This is a genomic window from Dehalococcoidales bacterium, from assembly GCA_028716225.1.
Taxonomy (GTDB): domain Bacteria; phylum Chloroflexota; class Dehalococcoidia; order Dehalococcoidales; family UBA5760; genus UBA5760.
On the sequence record JAQUQE010000001.1, the window covers coordinates 102,206 to 121,136 of the forward strand.

Here is an 18,931-nt window from a genome sequence, read left to right on the forward strand (position 1 = left end):
TTAGCAAGAAGATGGGGGAATCATAGATTGATAAATTAGACTACGTTAGACTTCGCGGAATTCCCCTTCTACAGTACCTTCATCTTCACCTTTACCCTGCGGTGCCTCACTGTCGGGCGGGGGCGACTGAGCACCCGTCGGTGGCGGTGGTTGCTGTTGATAGACGGCCGACCCTATCTTCTGCATTACGCTATTTAGTTCCTGTGTCGCCTGACGTATAGCCTCGATATCGGTTCCCTGCAGCGCTGAGCGGACAGCGGCTATTTTGCCTTCTCCCTCTTGATTCAGATCGGAAGGTATCTTATCCTTATGCTCCCGCAACGTTTTTTCGGCAGTATAGGCCAGCGTGTCAGCGCTGTTGCGCGCCTCTATCTCTTCCCGCCGCCGGGTGTCTTCAGCGGCATGTGTTTCTGCATCCCTCTGCATCCGCTCCACGTCTCCCTTAGAAAGCCCGCTGGAGGCGGTAATAGTAATCTTCTGCTCCCGACCGGTGCCCTTATCATGAGCTTTGACATTGAGGATGCCATTAGCATCGATATCAAAGGTAACCTCAATCTGGGGTATGCCCCTTGGCGCCGGGAGAATACCATCAAGAATAAAACGCCCCAGGGTTCTATTGTCGCTCGCCATCGGCCGTTCTCCCTGGAGCACATGAATCTCAACCGTAGACTGGTTGTCAGCCGCCGTAGAGAAAACCTGGCTCTTTGAAGTCGGGATGGTAGTATTACGCGGGATGAGCGGAGTAGCTACAGAACCTAGAGTCTCAATACCAAGGGTAAGCGGAGTGACATCAAGCAGCAACACATCTTTGACCTCACCCTTAAGGACTCCGGCCTGAATAGCGGCACCGATAGCTACTACCTCATCAGGATTAACCCCTTTATGTGGTTCCTTACCAAAAAACTGCTTCACCTTATCATTGACCAGAGGCATTCTGGTCTGCCCGCCGACCATCACAACTTCATCAATCTGGGATACGGTCTTTTCGGCATCCTGAAGGGCCTGACGACAGGGTCCCATAGTCTTATCTACCAGATCCATGACCAGTTGCTCCAGTTTAGCCCTGGTGAGATTAATGCTAAGATGCTTGGGACCACTGGCATCGGCGGTGATGAAGGGAAGGTTTACCTCAGTCTGCTGGAGAGTAGATAGCTCACACTTAGCCTTTTCAGCAGCCTCCTTCAACCGCTGAAGAGCCATTTTATCCTGCTTGAGATCTACCCCCTGATCGCGCTTGAATTCATTACACAACCAGTCGATAATCCTCTGGTCGAAGTCGTCACCACCGAGGTGGGTATCACCATTAGTCGACTTGACATGGAAAGTACCTTCACCCAATTCCAGGATGGATATATCAAAGGTACCGCCTCCAAGGTCGTAAACGGCGATGGTCTCATCTTCCTTCTTATCCATTCCATAGGCCAGAGCAGCCGCAGTTGGCTCATTAATTATCCTGAGCACATCCAGTCCGGCTATCTTACCGGCATCCTTGGTTGCCTGACGCTGGCTGTCGTTGAAATAGGCTGGTACCGTGATTACTGCTTCCGTAACCTTTTCGCCAAGATAGGCTTCCGCATCAACCTTGAGTTTTTGCAGAATCATCGCCGAAATTTCTGCCGGACTATAATCTTTATCACCCATCTTGACATTAGCATCACCGTTGGCTGCTTTAGTTATCTTATACGGCAACAGCTTCTTATCATACTCTACGCTGGGTTCATCGAACCGGCGTCCCATCAATCGCTTGATACTGAAGATCGTGTTTTCCGAATTAGTGATAGCCTGTCGCCTGGCTACCTGTCCTACCAGTCGTTCACCGGACTTACTTACTGCCACTACTGAAGGAGTGGTACGTCCCCCCTCGGAATTAGGGATGACCTTCGGTTCTCCTCCTTCCATTACCGCAACGCAAGAAAAAGTTGTACCTAAGTCAATTCCGATAACCTTTCCCATAGTACTTATTCCTCCTTTTCTTCTCCACCGCCCACAACTACCTTGGATGGGCGAATGAGTCTACCGTTTAGCTTATAGCCTTTTTCTATCTCTTCAACCACTATTCCCTCCTTCCCCTTACCCTGCATTACTGCTTCGTGAAGGTTGGGGTCGAATAATTCGCCGAGCGCCTTGATCTGGCAAAGCCCCTGTGCTTTTAGATTTGATTGGAGTTTACGTTCGATCAGCATAATTCCATCTACCCAGCTATGTTTTACCAGATCATCGGGGGCAGAGGCAATAGCACGCTCAAAATCGTCCAGAATAGGCAAGAGACTGAGTATAATAGCAGTATTACCAAATCTACCAATCTCCTCCTTTTCCTGCTCAACACGACGTTTATAGTTGGTCAGATCTGCCTGAGCCCTCTGCCAGCCAGCCAGATTAGCTGACGATTTATCTCTTTCTTCAGCCAGGGCCTGCTTTAATAACTCTATATCCTCTACTTCAGCAAACTCCGTTGTCATTTCACTGTTCAGGTCTGCTGATTCTTGCTGATCCATTATCAATTACCTCTCTGTTAATTATCATCGGAGTGGAGGGACTCCTCTCCGTATAACTCGTTGGCCAGGCTGCTCAATACCGAAGAAAGATAGCTTATGGTAGAAATAGCACGGGCGTATGGCATCCGGGTGGGCCCGATAATACCGATGGCACCCGTCGCTTCATTTGGTAAACCATACCGGCTGATTACTACACTGTAGTCCTGAATCTCAGCCGCCTTATTTTCCCTGCCGATAATTACCCGTATTCCCTGGTTAGCCAATCCCTCCGGGATAATACTTTTGAGGATGCTTCTCTGGTCAATGAGTTCCATCAAGGACTGCAGCCGCTGGCTGTCGGCGAATTCCGGCTGGTTGATCATCAGATGCAGGCCGTCAAGGTATGGCTCTTCATAGTCTTGCTGGCACTCAGTTTGCATGATCTTCACCAGGCATCCGGTCAGTTGCTTTTCAACAGGGGAAAGCTCTATCTCTTTAGCCTGAATCTGTGCGCAGGTCAGGCCAGAATACTCAGTATTCATTTTCCTGGCAATAGTACTAAGCTCGGACTGAGACATAGCCTGATCGAAAGTTACCAGCTGTTGCTTTATTTTAGCGCCGCGCAAGACCAGGACAACTAGTGCCAGCAACTCCTGGAGAGCAACTATCTCCAGATACTGGAATCGGCAGTTAACCGGCCTGGGGCGTGTGACAATAGCCATATTCTGCACCAGTTGAGCGATAAGTTTAGCGGTTAGCTTCAGCCACTCCTCCAGTTCCCCTTCCACCTGGTGGAAGAGATGACTTATCATTCGCTGTTCGGTTAAAGGAAGCTCAATATCACCCAGTGATTCCACATAGTAGCGGTAGCCCTTGTCGGAAGGAATGCTTCCTGCCGAATGGTGTTGACGCTTGATGTAGCCTTCCTGTTCCAGATTTGCCATTTCATTACGAATGGTAGCCGGACTCACCTTCAACTCGTGATCGCTGACAATACTTTGTGAAGCCACCGGTATTGCCCTCATGATATACTGACCTACTATAGACTTGAGAATCGTCTCTGTTCTTATTGATAACATTGGTATTCTTCCACTTCGATTAGCAGTCTAGACTCGAGATTGCTAATTACTGCTAAATTTACCATTTTCAGCACTTCTTTGTCAAGGGAAAATCGTAGCAAAATACAGGATAGCCGTTTCCTTAAATGCCGGAATAATGCCCCGGCTTATAGTGCATAGTTGACAGGCAATGAGCAAGATAAGTATAATTACTTCAACTTACTGTAGGAGTCGAAGTGCCAAAAAGGACTTATCAGCCAAAGAAAATCCCGAGGAAGCGTGAGCATGGTTTTCTGGCGAGAATGAGCACGCGGGGGGGGCGAGCTGTTTTAAAAACAAGACGCCTTAAGGGTCGTAAGAGATTGACTGTAGTATGATACTACATGTATCGCCTCTCAAGATGCCTTTAGTTCCTCTTCTTGTAACACATCCTCATTATTGCTCTTAACTTAAAAAATATTGCCTTTGGGGTAATAGCGCTATCCGGGAAACCTGAGCTTACAATAACTTCCCTAAAAGCGCAGATTAAAGAATGGTTTTTAGAGGACAGGGGTTCGGCATTATCTTGTGAATAGCCTCTTTCCTGGCAAATTGAGGAGCGGGGATATGAGGGGTGAAGGATGGCTTAGAAAGTCAGCGCAGTTTGCTGCGGTTTACGGGGAGGGGAGGTCTTGGGCGAACAAGCTATTGGTGCTAAAGGTTATACCTAACGGACTTACTTTATCACGTTATGGCTTTTCGATCAGTCGAAGGGTAGGTAAAGCAGTAACCAGGAACCGGGTAAAACGCCTGCTACGTGAAATATCACGCGCAGAGTCAATTGAAACAGGGTGGGATGTTGTTATCATCGTTCGGTCAGCAAATGTCGCCATCGATTATAATAGCCTCAGCAAAGCAACAAGAGGTTTACTATTGAGAGCCGGTCTACTAAGGACGGCTAAAGAGAAAATTACGTCAACAAGATATGTTGCCGGGGATGAAGATAAAGAAGCAGGCTAGTACGTAGCCACCCTGATCTAGAGGAGCATGAAGAAGTTAGCTTTAGCGTTGATCAGATTTTACCAGGAATACATCTCGCCGGCCCGGGCCCCGTCCTGCCGCTATTACCCGACCTGCTCTCAATATACCTACGAAGCTATTGAGAGGTTCGGGGTTTTCAAAGGGATCTGGCTGGGAGCAAAGAGAATAGCCCGATGTCATCCTCTATACCCGGGTGGTTATGATCCAGTGCCCAATAAATGATATTTTCGTGGGGTGTGAGTAGATAAGTGCAGATTAAAGATAAGGTACTACCGGGCAAGCTATTACTCCTGCTCGCAGTGATACTGGTTCTCGGTGGCCTACTACTTTCCGGCTGCACTGTAAAGTCAAAGCCGATAGGCTGGTCAGGGGTGACAGTAACAGATGACGCTCTTTTTGTCGCTTCTCTCGAAGGAGAACTGGTCGGCCTGAATAAATCGGATGGTAACCGCTTATGGCCAGATTGCTCTCTGGAGACATCGAAAGGGACAACGGCTTTCTACGGTATCCCGGCAGCGGAAGGGGATCTGGTCTATATCGGCGGCTATGACGGCAGGGTCTACACCGTCAGTTCTACCACGGGATATCGGGGGTGGGTATATCCTCCTGATGAGAATCTTGAGCCTATAATCGGCGGCCTGCTTTTATCCGGGGGGAAGGTCTATTTTGGCTGTAATGACGGTAAGGTCTATGCCATCAATACAGCTGAACTCCGTAAGGAGTGGGAATTCTCGACCGGAGATAAGATCTGGTCAATCCCGGTGATCAGCGGGGAGACAATATACATCAGCTCTTTTGACAAAAAGGTCTACGCTCTGAATGCTGCCGACGGCACTGAAAAGTGGCACTTTGAAGCTGATGGTGCCATTGCCTCGACGCCCCTTGTCTATAACAATACGGTATATTTCGGCTCCTTTGACAGGCATATTTATGCCGTTGATGCTGCTGACGGCAGCCTGAGATGGCGTTCTGAAATTGAAGCCGGCAAATGGTTCTGGGCACAACCGGCGGCCTATGATAATGTCATCTATGCACCGAATCTTGACGGTAAGGTCTATGTACTAAATGCCGAAAACGGCTACGAATTAGCTGCCCCCATCGAGTTGGACAGCCCGATAACCTCATCGCCGGTAGTGGTTGGCGATAAGATTATTATTGCTTCTCAGGAGGGCAGGGTGTTTTCCCTGGATGCCGGCAGCAATCGGGTCCCCACCTCAATATTTCAGGTAAAGAACGACGATGAAGGGATATTCGCTCCCCTGGTTGCCAGTGAGGGAGTCATCTATATTCATGCTCAGACCTCGAAGAATGATACTCTTTATGCGGTTGATGTCGAGACGGGGAGAGAGATATGGGTACCCGTCTCTCTAAGTTAGGTAAGTGAGGTAGCTTTAGTTAATGGAATGGTGGTATGCAGGTCCAGTAGCATTGATGCTAAACTCGCTGGTCGCGTTGTCCAGCTACCTGTTTGGCAGCCTGGGACTGACTATCATTATTTTGACCATTATTATTCGCTTCGCTATGTATCCCCTTACCGTAAAGCAACTTCGTTCTACTAAGGCAATGCAGGATCTTCAGCCTAAGATCGCCGAGCTGCAGAAAAAGTATGCCAGGGATAAGCAGCGGTTGGCTGAAGAACAGATGAAGCTATATCGGGAGTCGGGTATAAGCCCGGCTGGCTGCGGGATACCCATGCTAATCCAGATGCCTATCTGGATAGCCCTCTACCAGTCGATTATCCGGCTTTTAGCCGTAACTCCCGAGGACCTACTAACCCTATCCAAATCCCTTTGGTCATGGCCAGTAGTCTATACGATGGTTCCTTTAGACAACAGCTTTCTCTGGTTCAGTCTGCAAAATCCCGACACACCTCTGGCCGTTCTGGTTGGCGTTACCATGTGGCTCCAACAAAAGATGGTAACACCTGACACCACCGACCCGCAGCAACGCTCGCAGAGTCAGTTGATGCTGTGGATGATGCCGCTGATGTTTGGTTTTCTGGCAATGAGCTTCCCCAGCGGTCTGGCTCTCTACTGGGTGGCATCTAATGTCATTACAATCATAATGCAATATTTTATTACCGGCGGATGGGGAGGTCTGTCCCGCTCTAAAGACGGTAAGACAACGATCAAAACCAGTGTCGGCAAGGGTGGTGGTGATCTTAAGAAACGTATCGCCCAGGCGGAGCAGTCAGCCAGTATTACGGCTATGGAGGCTGACATTGTGATACCAGCCAGTACTCCCGAAGAGAAAACAGGTGACGAATCATCTCCGGATAAGCTCCGTGGCATAAGCTACCCGGGAGGCGCGAAAACGATCCGGCATCAGTCGAAACGAAGCAAAGGCCATCGTTCCAGGGGGAGGTAAAACGGGCTTAGTGTGCAGGGAAAGCAAACTAGATTAGGGGGGAGTCATCAGTGTCTATCAGCGGAGAAGAGACCAATATTACTGAAGTAGCCAGAAGTGTCCTGGAAGCACTGATAGAAAAGATTGGCTTGGATGCTTCAGTGGTACTGCAGTCTAATGAAGATGTTGGTGAAGAAGATTCCCCCGCTCCGGTTGTCTTTGATATTGAAGGCGATGACCTGGGGATTTTAATCGGGCGGCGGGGACAAACCCTGGCCTGCCTGCAATTTATCCTCAGGCTTATCGTAGGCCATCAAACGAAAACCTGGCTGCCCATCGTTATTGACGTCGAGGGTTACAAGCAAGGCCGCTTTGAAAAGTTGCAGGCTTTGGCATGTCGTTTGGCCCAGCAGGTCAAGGACAGGAGAAAGCCATTTACCCTGGAGCCGATGCCAGCATATGAGCGACGTGTTATCCATCTAGCCCTGGCTGACCACCCTGATGTTACCACTGAAAGCATCGGCCTGGGTGAGGCTCGTAAGGTCGTTATTCGCCCGAAGCTGTAAAAGTTCTTCCGGGATTATACTGTTAGTGTGGTAGTTATCCGGTCGGACAGGTCAGTAGTTACCGCATCGTCTCAGTTCCGTCCGGGAGGACGGGATTTTTATATCGAACACTATTTTGCTAGAAAGGTCTGTTTATGTTCCGCGCCGTAGCCAGCCGGGTTTCTTTCCCGGAGATGGAGAAATCTATATTAACCTGGTGGCAACAAAACTGCATCTTTAAGCGAAGCGTTGATAACCGGAAAGGGGAAAGTCGCTTCGTCTTCTATGAAGGCCCGCCCACCGCCAACGGCAGTCCCGGGATACACCACGTGCTGGCCCGTGTTTTTAAGGACATTATCCCTCGCTACAAGACAATGAAAGGCTATTATGCCCCCCGTATCGCCGGGTGGGATACCCACGGACTGCCGGTAGAGCTGGAAGTGGAAAGGAAGCTGAGTTTCTCCAACAAAGCCCAGATTGAGGAATACGGCATCGACCGTTTTAATTCCCTCTGCCGTAAGAGTGTTCTGGGATATCTCAAGGAATGGAACACGATGACCGAGCGTATCGGTTTTTGGGTTGATCTAGAGCACCCCTATATCACCATGGACAATAACTATATTGAGACTGTCTGGTGGGCGATCAAGCAGATGTGGGACAAGGGACTAGTATATCAGGGCCATCGGGTTACCCCGCACTGCCCGCGCTGTGGTACGTCCTTAAGCTCTCACGAAGTTGCCCAGGGCTATCAGGATGATACTGAGGACCCGTCGGTTTACATAAAGTTTGAAATTGCAAAGTCGCTATATAAAAAGCCGGGATTCCTCGAGGAACTACGCGATGGTTATGGCAACAGGGCAGCAGATTTTGCCAGGTGGCTTATTGACCTGGTGGGAAGCAAACCGGTTTACTTGCTAGCCTGGACAACCACACCGTGGACACTACCGGGTAATACGGCTCTGGCAGTGTCCGCCGACGCTGAATATTCCATTGTAGAACTTGATAATGAATACCTTATTCTATCTTCTGCCCGGATGGGGCAGGTCGGGTTAGATAATATGTCCGCTATTGCCAAGGTGAAGGGTATCGATTTGGTCGATTTGAGGTACGAGCCTCTATTTAACCCGCATGATTATGGAATAACTGTCCAGACAATGACACAACTGGATAAGAAGGGAAGGCCTTCGGCAGACATCATATGGAAGCGGGGAGGGACTCTAAACTACCCGGTGATTACTACCGGGTTCGTTACCATGGAGGACGGTACCGGCATCGTTCACATTGCTCCCGCCTATGGTGAGACCGACTACCAGGCAGGGCTGGATAATGTCCTTGATTTCGTCCACCCGGTTAACCTGGAGGGTAAGATTACCGGTAGTTACCCATTCTCAGACAGGTTTGTCAAGGAGGCTGATCCTCTTATTCTGGATGACCTCAAGACAAAGGGGCTGCTATTCCGCAGCGAGACAATTCACCATACCTATCCCTTCTGCTGGCGTTGTGAAACACCTCTGCTCTATTATGCCAAGCAGACCTGGTATATCCGGACCACTGCGGTAAAAGAGGAGCTTATTAAGGGGAACCAGGAGATAAACTGGTACCCCGAGCATATCAAGTACGGTCGTTTCGGTGACTGGCTTAAGAACAATATTGACTGGGCTTTTTCCCGTGAGCGCTACTGGGGTACGCCGCTGCCGGTGTGGCGCTGCGAGTCCTGTGGCAACTGTGAGTGTATCGGTGGCATCAACGAGCTGAAGAATAAACCCGGTGCGAGTGGATTTAAGGAACCCCTGGACATGCACCGTCCCTTTGTTGATGAAATAACATTCCGCTGCTGCCAGTGTGGAGCACAGATGAAGCGGGAACTCGAAGTAATTGATTGCTGGTTTGATTCCGGCGCAATGCCTATTGCTCAATGGCACTACCCGTTTGAAAACGGAAGTCTAATAAAGGACGGCCGCTTCCCGGCCGATTACATCTGTGAAGCAGTCGATCAGACACGGGGCTGGTTTTACAGTCTGCATGCTATCTCTACACTATTGTTTGGTCAGCCCAGTTTCAGGAATGTCATTTGTCTGGGACATATCCTGGACGATAAGGGTGAAAAGATGAGTAAGGCGAAAGGAAATGTGGTCGAACCCATGGCGATGATAGATAGATATGGTGCCGATGCGCTACGCTGGTACTGCCTTACGGCTTCACCACCGGGCAACGTGCGCCGCTTCTCAGAAAAGCTGGTCTCCGAGATAAGCCGCCGCTTCCTGCTCACACTGTGGAATGTATATTCTTTCTTTGTAACCTACGCCAATATCGACCATTTCACTCCCGGAACGGGAGGAATGTCGGAACCATCGGGAATCGATAAGTGGGTTATCTCCGAGCTTAATCAACTAATCATTGATGTTGATCAGGCACTGGAAGCTTACAACCCTACCGAGGCAGGTCGTAAGATAGAAGACTTTGTGGACGTTCTCTCTAACTGGTATGTACGCCGCAGCCGCCGGCGGTTCTGGAAGAGTGAGGATGATGCCGATAAGCTCGCGGCATACCAAACCCTTTATCAGTGTTTGGCTACACTCTCCAAGCTGCTGGCCCCGTTTACACCCTTCCTGGCCGAGGAACTGTACCGGAACCTGGTCGGCACGGTATTTCCCCAGGCTCCCTCAAGCGTCCATCTGGCCGACTTTCCTTTGTCTGATGTGACCTTGATCGATAACCAGTTGTCCAGCGATACCCGCCTGGCGATGAAGATATCAAGCCTGGGGCGGGCAGCCCGCAGCAAAGCGGGTATAAAGGTCCGCCAGCCGCTGGCAATCAATTACGTTGGCTTGGCTTCAACATCAGAGCGTCAGGAACTGGAGAGAGTTAAGCCCGAGGTACTGGAAGAGCTTAACATAAAAGAACTCCAGGTTATTGATAATATGACCGCTCTGGGGAAAAAAGGCTACGTTATCAGTGCGGAGGGTGACTATTCGATTGCTGTCCCCACTGAAATTTCAGCGGAACTTCTTGCCGAGGGGATGGCACGTGAGATAGTACACCGACTACAGACGATGCGCCGCTCCGCCGGATTTGATATTACCGACCATATTACAACCTATTATCAGGGTGGGGTTTATGTCCGGCAAGTAATGAGTGGCTTTGCCGGCTACATCAAGCAGGAAACACTATCCCAAGAGCTCATCGAAAGCGCCCCCTCGGAAGACGCCTTTACCGAGAGCTACAGACTGGGGGGACACGATATGGTACTGGGAGTGAGCCGGCTGGACTAGTATGGTGGCGGGCTTTCCACCAGAGTAGCATAGGCGGTATATTCAGTAGTACCACGCCAGTAGACTATCTTGACCTCCTGTCCGACCTGGCGGGAGTGTATACCCTCGATTAAGTCCCGGCCATTGGCTATTTCCTCATCATCCAGACCCACGATGACATCTCCCTCTTTAAGACCGACTTTATCCGCCGGGCTATCCGGAGAAACAAAGGTTACCATAGCCCCTTTATCTACGGATAGATTGTTAAAGAAAGCCACTACCGGGTTCACGTCGGAAAGCCGGACTCCCAGGTAGGTACGGAGCACGTAACCCCTCACAATCAGCTGATCGATGACATCTTTAGCAGTATTGATGCTGATAGCATAGCCGAAGCCCTCGACACCAACCTGGGCAATTTTGACACTGGTGATGCCGATCACCTCCCCCGCCATATTAACCAGCGGTCCGCCACTGTTACCGGGGTTAATGGCAGCATCGGTACGGATAAGGTCATCTAGCGTCTGCCCTGCTGATACCGGCAGGGTAACCTCGAGTTGGCTGATCCAGCCTCCGGTCATACTTATCCCCTCCCCCAAGGCATTACCGATTACTGCCACCGGCTCTCCCAGCTGCAGCTTCGAAGAATCTCCGATGTCGGCTGCGGGCAGGTCCTGGACATCAATAGTGACCACGGCCAGGTCGGTAAGCGGATCGGTACGTACCTCTTGAGCCGGGAACGTCCTGCCGTCATCCAGAAGTATGGCAATATCCCTGGCACCGCTAACCACATGATTATTGGTCACGATAATCCCATCCTCCTCGATAATCCAGCCTGAGCCGGCACCCGCCTCTGTCTGTATCGATACTACCGAGGGCTTGACCTTAGCCACAACATCAACAAAATCGGGAAGAGGCGGCTCGCCCTCATCACAGGGCGGTGGCTGCCAGGCGGGGTCGATAGGAGTAGCCGCCGGCTGTGTGGGAATAGAAACTGCCGGGGGTTCTTCCACCTCAGGTTCTTGCGTCAGCCAGTCACCGGCTATATCTATCCAATTACAGCCGCTGCTCAGCATAACAAAGGAGGAGAGAAGAAATACAACTAGTGCGTATTTCAGCTTTATCATTTCCACTAGGTAACATTGTAGCACGCGCAAATGTTGAAAGCAATTACGAGTAATTTACTCATATAACCTGTACCGACCCCGATTTATCATTGCGGACCGGAGTTATGACGATAGAAGTGCTATTGCCGGGCGCTTAAATAAATACAGATTGCCCCGCAGATAGCTACGTTCAGCGATTCTGCCTTACTCTGTGTAATGGCAATTCTGACTTTGTAGTCTGCCATATCCATCAATACCGGCGAGGGACCGACAGCTTCATTGCCCAACGCCAGTAAAAGACTATCCTTACCGTGCAGAACTGAGGGCCTATCGGTGCCTTCAAGTGCCGCAACGATCAGTGAGTAGCCACTTTCCTTTAGTCTCTTCACCAGCTCCAGATAATGGGGAGTTCGTCTTATCCATAGCGATAGAATACTACCGGCTGTCGACTGGACACACTTTGGCGATAGGGGATCGGCACACTTTTCACTGAGTACAACCCCGGCATAATCAAAGGCGGCAGCGCTGCGGATAAGAGTACCCACATTACCGGGGTCCTGGATATCTTCCAGCAAAAGAACCCTACCGCCGCTGCCTTTGGGCAGCAGGTCGGAATAGATACCCATGGGGATACGGACAACGGCAATAGGCCCCTGGGGTGTTTTAGTAAGACAGATCCTGCGGAACTGGCCCTCAGTAACCTCGCGCCGGGGATAATTAGAATACACAGGAGCCAGTTCCTCCTTGGTTATAATCTCGGTTATCTCATCCGGACAGCTCTCGATAATCTGCCTGATTGCCCTGTCTCCCTCAATAAGAAAGACCCCGGCTTCCTGCCGCCCCTTGGTGGTGGCAAGCATCTTATACCATTTGATTGGCTTTAACGGGACATTTTTATTAACTGGTGTTTGCGGCATACGCTCCTACCATCCATTTTCCGAACAGGCGAGGTGTATCGGTACTACGGTGTATCGGTACTACTATTATCATAACCAAACGCAGATAATAGAAACTTTAATCCGACCGATAGGTTCTGTCAATAGCCCCTTAAAGAACTGTCTGATAAGCTATTCGCCTCTAAAACGGAGAGTGGTTAACATAATGTTTGCCCCGGTACAGGCAAACGCTCCGGTAATAAATGCCCCTGACACTCTGTGTCAGGGGCATTTCTCCAGAAACAACGCTATCCAGAGTCAATTTATGGCCCGGTCTCGCTTCACACCTCAGGCAGTTCGGCCAATGACTCTTTAAGTTTATCTTCGGGAAACGCGTAATCCTCAAGTTTACCGGATAGATAAGCCTCATAAGCGCCTAGATCAACATGCCCGTGCCCGCTATGGGCGAGAAGGATAGTCTTCGCTTCGCCAGACTCCCGACACTTAAGGGCTTCATCAATTACTACTTTGATGGCGTGCATCGGTTCCGGGGCACTAAGAATGCCTTCAGTACGGGCAAAGGTTATCCCTGCTTCGAAGGTAGCCAGCTGGTGCTCGGCCCTGGCTTCCACAAGTCCCAGCTTATGAAGATGACATATAATAGGCGCCATACCGTGGTAGCGCAGTCCTCCGGCATGAACCGGTGGCGGGATAAAACCATGACCCAGGGTATACATCTTAAGCAAAGGGGTCAACCCCGCTACATCACCGAAATCATAGGCATATGGTCCCCTGGTCAGAGTAGGACAGCTTGCCGGTTCAACACCGATGATTTGCAGGTCAGGCTTGGCTCCGCTGAGCTTATCCCTCATCCAGGGTATGAATTGCCCGGCGAAATTTGAGCCGCCTCCCATACAGCCCACGATAATATCAGGATAGGCATTAGCCATCTCCATTTGCAGTCTAGTCTCCTCCCCAATGATGGTCTGATGCAGCAGAACATGGTTGAGCACGCTGCCCAGTGAATAATGGGTATCATCACGGAGGGCAGCATCCTCGACTGCTTCACTGATGGCCAACCCCAGGCTACCGGGACAGTCGGGGTCCTTCGCCAGCATATCCCGTCCTGCCTTGGTATCAGGGCTGGGACTGGGGACACAATGGGCACCCCAGGCCTCCATCATAACGCGGCGGTAGGGCTTCTGGTTATAGCTGATCCTGACCATATATACCTTGAGTTCAATATCAAAGAACCTGCAGCCCATTGCCAGGGCACTGCCCCACTGCCCGGCTCCGGTTTCGGTCGCTATCCGTCTGGTACCTTCCACCTTATTGTAATACGCCTGTGCGACTGCGGTGTTAAGTTTGTGACTACCCGCTTGACTGGTTCCCTCATACTTGTAGAAAATCTTAGCCGGCGTGTCCAAGTGCTTCTCCAACCGGTGTGCCCGATACAGAATAGTCGGCCTCCAGGTACGGTAAATTACCTGTACTTCTTCCGGAATCTCGATGTAGCGCTCAGGGCTGAATTCCTGCATGATAAGACCCATTGGAAACAGAGGTGCTAAATCGTCGGGGGTTACCGGCTGCTTGGTTCCCGGGTGCAAGACCGGCGGCAGCGGTTCAGGGAGATCGGGCAGGATGTTATACCATCTGGTCGGCATCTTTTCTTCATCAAGAATAAACTTCGTTCTTTCCAATTTTACCTCCTGTAATTCTTCCATTTATTGGGGCATCTTTACCCTTATGACATAAGGGGATACCTTAATAATAATAGTATCACTGTAATCATAGCAACCTGTCTTCTATAAGGTCTCCTCCTTTCTCCTTCAGTGATATTGATCAAGAGTCTCTCTCAAGCTCCGAACAAAAGACTTCAGAGAAGAGAGAGAGTTATCTTCTTCGATTAGCTGAATGAGGCGGCTGCCGACAATAACACCATCGGCTATTCTGGCTACTCTACCGGCCTGTTCCGGGCTGGATATACCGAAGCCAACGCAGAGAGGGAGTTCTGTTTTTCCTCTGACTCGCTGGACAAAACTCTCCAACCCCGGGGGCAGGCTTTGCCTGGCTCCGGTGACACCGGTCAGGGAAACCAGATAGATAAACCCCCGGGACCTCTGCGCCACCAGCAAGATACGTTCCTCGGAACTGGCAGGGCTGAGCAGGTAGATAGGATCCAGCCCGTATTTTTTCATATTCGCCTCCAGTTCTTCTCCTTCTTCCGGCGGCAGGTCCGGGATTATCAAACCATCAACACCGGTCCGGTTTGCCGAGTGGCAGAATGCCTCCAGTCCAAAGTTTAGTATCGGGTTATAGTATCCCATAAAGACCAGCGGCGTTGCTATCCTCCGTTTTATCTCCTGCGCTGCTTCAAGGCAGACCTGTAACGTAACCCCACGCTTGAGGGCCTGATAGCTTGCTTTCTGGATAGTAGCGCCGTCAGCCAGCGGATCGGAGAAAGGGATACCCAGTTCAATAAGATCGCAGCCGCTTCCGGCAAGCAGGACTGCTGCCTCAATAGTTGCTTCCAATGATGGATAGCCCAAAGTGAGGTAGGCAATCAGCACCCTATATCCCGGTCTAAAGATATTCTGAATACGACTCATAGCTCCATCCCCATCGTTTCAACGACAATAGCCAAATCCTTGTCACCACGGCCGGAGAGATTCACTACGACAAGCTGGTCTCGTGTCAAACCGGCGGCCAGTCTAGCCCCGTAGTATATGGCATGGGCCGATTCCAGTGCCGGAATGATACCCTCGGTATGACAGAGAAGCCGAAAACCTTCCAGCGCCTCGGCATCAGTAACCGCCACATAGCTGGCCCGGCCGGTATCCTTATAGTAGCTGTGCTCGGGGCCAACCCCAGGATAGTCCAGACCGGGAGCAATGCTGTGAGTCTCTATTATCTGACCGCTACTATCCTGAAGCAGGTACGACCTGGTACCGTGCAGCACACCACTCCTGCCCGCAGACAGCGAAGCGGCGTGGCGGCCACTCTTCAGCCCGGCTCCGGCGGCTTCTACGCCAATGAATTTAACCTCTTTATTGTTATAAAAAGGCGAGAACAGTCCCATAGCATTGCTTCCCCCACCGACACAGGCAACCAGATAGTCGGGAAGCCGGTTATACATAGTCCTGATCTGGGCTTTTGCTTCCCTGCCGATTACCGACTGGAAGTCACGGACAATCATCGGATATGGGTGCGGACCGGCCACAGTACCGAAGAGATAGTAGGTGGTTTCGACATTGGTAACCCAGTCCCGGATGGCCTCATTGATGGCATCCTTCAGAGTACGACTGCCTGATTCTACGGAGCGCACCTCGGCACCCAGCAGTTTCATACGGAAGACATTAGGTGACTGGCGCTTGATATCATCTTCACCCATATAGATGATACATTTGAGGCTCAACATCGCGCATACCGTAGCGGTAGCTACCCCATGCTGCCCGGCACCGGTCTCGGCAATAATTCGTGTTTTCCCCATCCGCTTCGCCAGCAATCCCTGACCCAGGGCATTGTTAATCTTGTGGGCACCGGTGTGAGCCAGGTCTTCCCGTTTCAGCAAGATGACAGCGCCGCCCATCTCTGCTGACAGCTGCTCTGCCGGGTACAATGGGGTAGGCCTACCGACATACTGCCGACATAGCTGCTCAAACCGACGTTCGAAGGCAGGGTCGGCCCGGGCGCTTAGATAGGCCTGCTCCAGTTCCCCAAGCGCCGGCATCAGTGTCTCGGGGACAAATTTCCCACCGAATTCGCCAAAGTATCCCCGTTGGTTAGGCAACTGCCTGTTATTCTCTCCCATCGGCCCTCCTTACCGCATCGACAAAGGCTTTAATTCTAGCTACATCCTTTATTCCGGCTGATTCCACCCCGGAGGAGACATCGACACCCCATGGTGATATCATCTCAATAGCCCGGACCGCATTTTCCGGAGTGAGCCCTCCGGCGATAATTACAGGAAACTGCCGGGCTACCTCTCGAAAGAGTTTCCAGTCGGAGGTTATCCCTGTTCCACCATAGCTGTCTTTAACCAGAGAGTCAAGAAGGTAAAGGTGCCGCTGACTGGATAGCAACCTGTCTGCACTGGCTAAAGCATCACATATTACCGCAGGATCCTGTCCCTGGGCTACCCTCACCGCCTTAATCAACGGCCGAGTAATCTCACGGCAGTACGCCCATGGCTCATCACCGCTCAGCTGGATACAGTCCAAACTGCAGGTGGCGGCAATCCTGTTCACGACAGGAGCAGGTACATTAACGAAGACTCCCACCACCTCGACCGTATTGCTATGTTCTTTAATTACACTGACTATCTCCTGCGCCCGGGATATGCTTACCTGCCGCCGACTGGGAGCAAAAACCAGCCCGACAAAATCACTGCCGGACTCGATAGCCGCCAGAGCATGCGATTTTTCAGTGATGCCGCAAATCTTGATCCGGGTCATAACATCAACTCCCTTATCTTACCCGCAACATCATTAGTGGCAACCAGAGCCTCTCCGACCAGTACTGCATCGACACCACACTCCTCCAGTCTTGTCACATCAAGACGGCTGTTGATGCCGCTCTCGCTAACTACGATGGTCGGTTCAGGCAGTAACGGCCGCAGCCGGCAGGTGGTATTAATATCAACAGTAAAGTTGCCCAAATCCCGATTGTTGATGCCGATAACCCGAGCCTTAGCCTGAAGGGCCCGGCCTATCTCGGCCTCATTATGAACCTCAACCAGACATCCCATACCAAAGCTGTGGCTTAAGGAAAGCAACTCATCAAGCTGCTGCTGGCTCAAGATACCTACTATCAACAACAGGGCATCAGCGCCATAAGCTGATGACTCGTATATCTGGTAGGGATCGAAGATAAAGTCCTTTCTTAGCAGTGGTAGGTTGACCTCCATCCTGATAGCAGCCAGGTAGTCGATGCTACCACCAAAGTAGTTTGCCTCGGTGAGTACCGAGATGGCTACCGCACCACCAGCAGCGTACTCGTTAGCCAATCCAACCGGGCTGAAATCATTACAGAGCACCCCCCGTGATGGTGATGATTGCTTGACCTCGGCAATCAACTGAATCCGGCTCTGATTGATGGCCGAGCCAAAATCAAGTGGCACACGTCGTTGAGCAATCCGTTCTTCCAGAGCGAATAGTGGCATTTCCAGCTTCCTTGCCTCAAGCTCTTCTCTTTTATCGGCAACAATCATGTTAAGCACGTTATTTACCATTGACAACATCCCTGTCCAGACCCTGGCTTAATTTTACCAGGGCATTAAGCTTTTCCAGAGCCATACCGCTATCGATTACCTCTTCAGCGAGGCGTGCTCCTGCCACCAGGTCCGAAGACTTTTTGCCGACGACCATAGCCGCTGCTGCATTCATAACGGCAATATTACGTCCCGCTCCACGCTCTCCACCCAGGATACGACGTATTATTTCAGCATTATCCTTAGCGGTACCCCCCTTAATCTCCTCGGGCCCCGCCTCTTCAAAGCCGAAATCATTCGGAGAGACTTCATAGGGAGATAGTACCCCTTCCAGAGTGACCTCCCGGATCAGGGTAGCACTGCTTATAGATATTTCATCCATGCCGTCATTACCATGCACTACCAGAGCATGCTTGCTACCCAGGGTATGCAGGACGCGGGCTGTTTTCTCACTCAATTCTAAAGTGGGTACACCGACAACTTGGAATTCGGCTCGGGCCGGGTTAGTCAACGGGCCCAGGATATTGAATACGGTACGGATGCCAATCTCCCGACGGGTGGCAGCAGCAAACCTCATCGAGGGGTGGAAGATAGTTGCCAGCATAAAACACAGGCCTATTCTCTCCAGACACTCGGCTACCGCCTCTGCCCCGAGGTCGATTTTAACCCCCAGTGCTTCCAGAACATCGGCGCTACCACAACAGCTGCTCATTGCCCGGTTCCCGTGTTTAGCCACCTTAATCCCGGCTCCGGATGCTATCAGAGCAGCTATCGTAGAGATATTGGCGCTTCCAAACTCATCGCCTCCCATGCCGCAGGTATCAACTACCGGGAGGGCCGTCCTGACCGGTATCGCCCTATCACGCATAATACTGGCCAATCCGGCTATCTCATCTACGGTCTCTCCTTTAACCCGCAGTGCCACGACCAGGGCGGCAATCTGCGAAGGCGTCGCATCACCATCCATTATTTCACTCATTACTGCTGAGGCCTGTTCAAAAGTGAGCGAACAGCCATCCGCAACCATTCCGATAGCGTCTCTGATCATTT

Annotated in this window: 18 protein-coding genes; 7 read left to right on the top strand and 11 right to left on the bottom strand. The window is 51.0% G+C overall.

The window, feature by feature from the left end; translation table 11 throughout:
• Positions 1–45: 45 nt before the first annotated feature.
• Genes dnaK through hrcA form a run of 3 tightly spaced genes read right to left on the bottom strand, consistent with a single transcriptional unit; the run spans position 46 to position 3,553 of the window.
• Entirely contained in the window at positions 46–1,953 is a 1,908-nt protein-coding gene (dnaK, locus tag PHI12_00495) for a molecular chaperone DnaK (GenBank protein ID MDD5509288.1), read from the bottom strand.
• A gap of 5 nt (positions 1,954–1,958) precedes the next feature.
• Positions 1,959–2,495, bottom strand: coding sequence for a nucleotide exchange factor GrpE (locus PHI12_00500; protein ID MDD5509289.1), 537 nt, complete (start codon positions 2,493–2,495; stop codon positions 1,959–1,961).
• Between the two features lie 17 nt (positions 2,496–2,512).
• Positions 2,513–3,553 carry a heat-inducible transcriptional repressor HrcA gene (gene hrcA / locus PHI12_00505; GenBank protein MDD5509290.1) on the bottom strand — a complete coding sequence of 347 codons (1,041 nt, stop codon included), beginning with the start codon at positions 3,551–3,553 and terminating at the stop codon, positions 2,513–2,515.
• 215 nt (positions 3,554–3,768) lie between these two features.
• On the opposite strand from hrcA, the gene rpmH reads away from it, so the two are divergent.
• The 7 genes from rpmH (at position 3,769) to ileS (ending at position 10,715) form a co-directional block, all read left to right on the top strand.
• Positions 3,769–3,909, top strand: a complete 141-nt coding sequence (gene rpmH, locus PHI12_00510) for a 50S ribosomal protein L34 (protein ID MDD5509291.1) — start codon at positions 3,769–3,771, stop codon at positions 3,907–3,909.
• 229 nt (positions 3,910–4,138) lie between these two features.
• Complete coding sequence (gene rnpA / locus PHI12_00515) at positions 4,139–4,531, top strand: ribonuclease P protein component (protein MDD5509292.1); 393 nt, start codon at positions 4,139–4,141, stop codon at positions 4,529–4,531.
• Positions 4,532–4,558: 27 nt separating this feature from the next.
• Positions 4,559–4,774 carry a membrane protein insertion efficiency factor YidD gene (yidD, locus tag PHI12_00520; protein MDD5509293.1) on the top strand — a complete coding sequence of 72 codons (216 nt, stop codon included), beginning with the start codon at positions 4,559–4,561 and terminating at the stop codon, positions 4,772–4,774.
• 26 nt (positions 4,775–4,800) lie between these two features.
• The gene (locus PHI12_00525; GenBank protein ID MDD5509294.1) at positions 4,801–5,928 is read left to right on the top strand and encodes a PQQ-like beta-propeller repeat protein; all 1,128 of its coding nucleotides are present in this window, start codon (positions 4,801–4,803) and stop codon (positions 5,926–5,928) included.
• A gap of 55 nt (positions 5,929–5,983) precedes the next feature.
• On the top strand, positions 5,984–6,919 hold the full coding sequence (locus tag PHI12_00530) for a YidC/Oxa1 family membrane protein insertase (GenBank protein MDD5509295.1): 936 nt from the start codon (positions 5,984–5,986) through the stop codon (positions 6,917–6,919).
• Between the two features lie 50 nt (positions 6,920–6,969).
• The gene (locus PHI12_00535; GenBank protein ID MDD5509296.1) at positions 6,970–7,464 is read left to right on the top strand and encodes a KH domain-containing protein; all 495 of its coding nucleotides are present in this window, start codon (positions 6,970–6,972) and stop codon (positions 7,462–7,464) included.
• Between the two features lie 134 nt (positions 7,465–7,598).
• Positions 7,599–10,715, top strand: a complete 3,117-nt coding sequence (ileS, locus tag PHI12_00540; GenBank protein ID MDD5509297.1) for an isoleucine--tRNA ligase — start codon at positions 7,599–7,601, stop codon at positions 10,713–10,715.
• On the opposite strand, the gene PHI12_00545 is transcribed toward ileS, so the two are convergent.
• From PHI12_00545 to trpD, 8 genes are all read right to left on the bottom strand, one after another.
• On the bottom strand, positions 10,712–11,818 hold the full coding sequence (locus PHI12_00545) for a trypsin-like peptidase domain-containing protein (GenBank protein ID MDD5509298.1): 1,107 nt from the start codon (positions 11,816–11,818) through the stop codon (positions 10,712–10,714). The genes ileS and PHI12_00545 overlap by 4 nt on opposite strands.
• 119 nt (positions 11,819–11,937) lie before the next feature.
• Entirely contained in the window at positions 11,938–12,714 is a 777-nt protein-coding gene (locus tag PHI12_00550; protein MDD5509299.1) for an RNA methyltransferase, read from the bottom strand.
• Positions 12,715–13,013: 299 nt separating this feature from the next.
• Entirely contained in the window at positions 13,014–14,372 is a 1,359-nt protein-coding gene (locus tag PHI12_00555; protein ID MDD5509300.1) for a TrpB-like pyridoxal phosphate-dependent enzyme, read from the bottom strand.
• Between the two features lie 129 nt (positions 14,373–14,501).
• Positions 14,502–15,281, bottom strand: coding sequence for a tryptophan synthase subunit alpha (gene trpA / locus PHI12_00560; GenBank protein MDD5509301.1), 780 nt, complete (start codon positions 15,279–15,281; stop codon positions 14,502–14,504).
• Positions 15,278–16,483 carry a tryptophan synthase subunit beta gene (trpB, locus tag PHI12_00565; GenBank protein ID MDD5509302.1) on the bottom strand — a complete coding sequence of 402 codons (1,206 nt, stop codon included), beginning with the start codon at positions 16,481–16,483 and terminating at the stop codon, positions 15,278–15,280. The genes trpA and trpB overlap by 4 nt, the downstream gene beginning before the upstream one ends.
• Positions 16,470–17,126 (bottom strand): phosphoribosylanthranilate isomerase, encoded by a 657-nt coding sequence (locus PHI12_00570; GenBank protein MDD5509303.1) that lies wholly within the window; start codon positions 17,124–17,126, stop codon positions 16,470–16,472. The genes trpB and PHI12_00570 overlap by 14 nt, the downstream gene beginning before the upstream one ends.
• Entirely contained in the window at positions 17,123–17,902 is a 780-nt protein-coding gene (gene trpC, locus PHI12_00575) for an indole-3-glycerol phosphate synthase TrpC (protein MDD5509304.1), read from the bottom strand. Before trpC ends, PHI12_00570 begins: the two co-directional genes overlap by 4 nt.
• Positions 17,892–18,929 (bottom strand): anthranilate phosphoribosyltransferase, encoded by a 1,038-nt coding sequence (trpD, locus tag PHI12_00580; GenBank protein MDD5509305.1) that lies wholly within the window; start codon positions 18,927–18,929, stop codon positions 17,892–17,894. Before trpD ends, trpC begins: the two co-directional genes overlap by 11 nt.
• Positions 18,930–18,931: the final 2 nt, after the last annotated feature.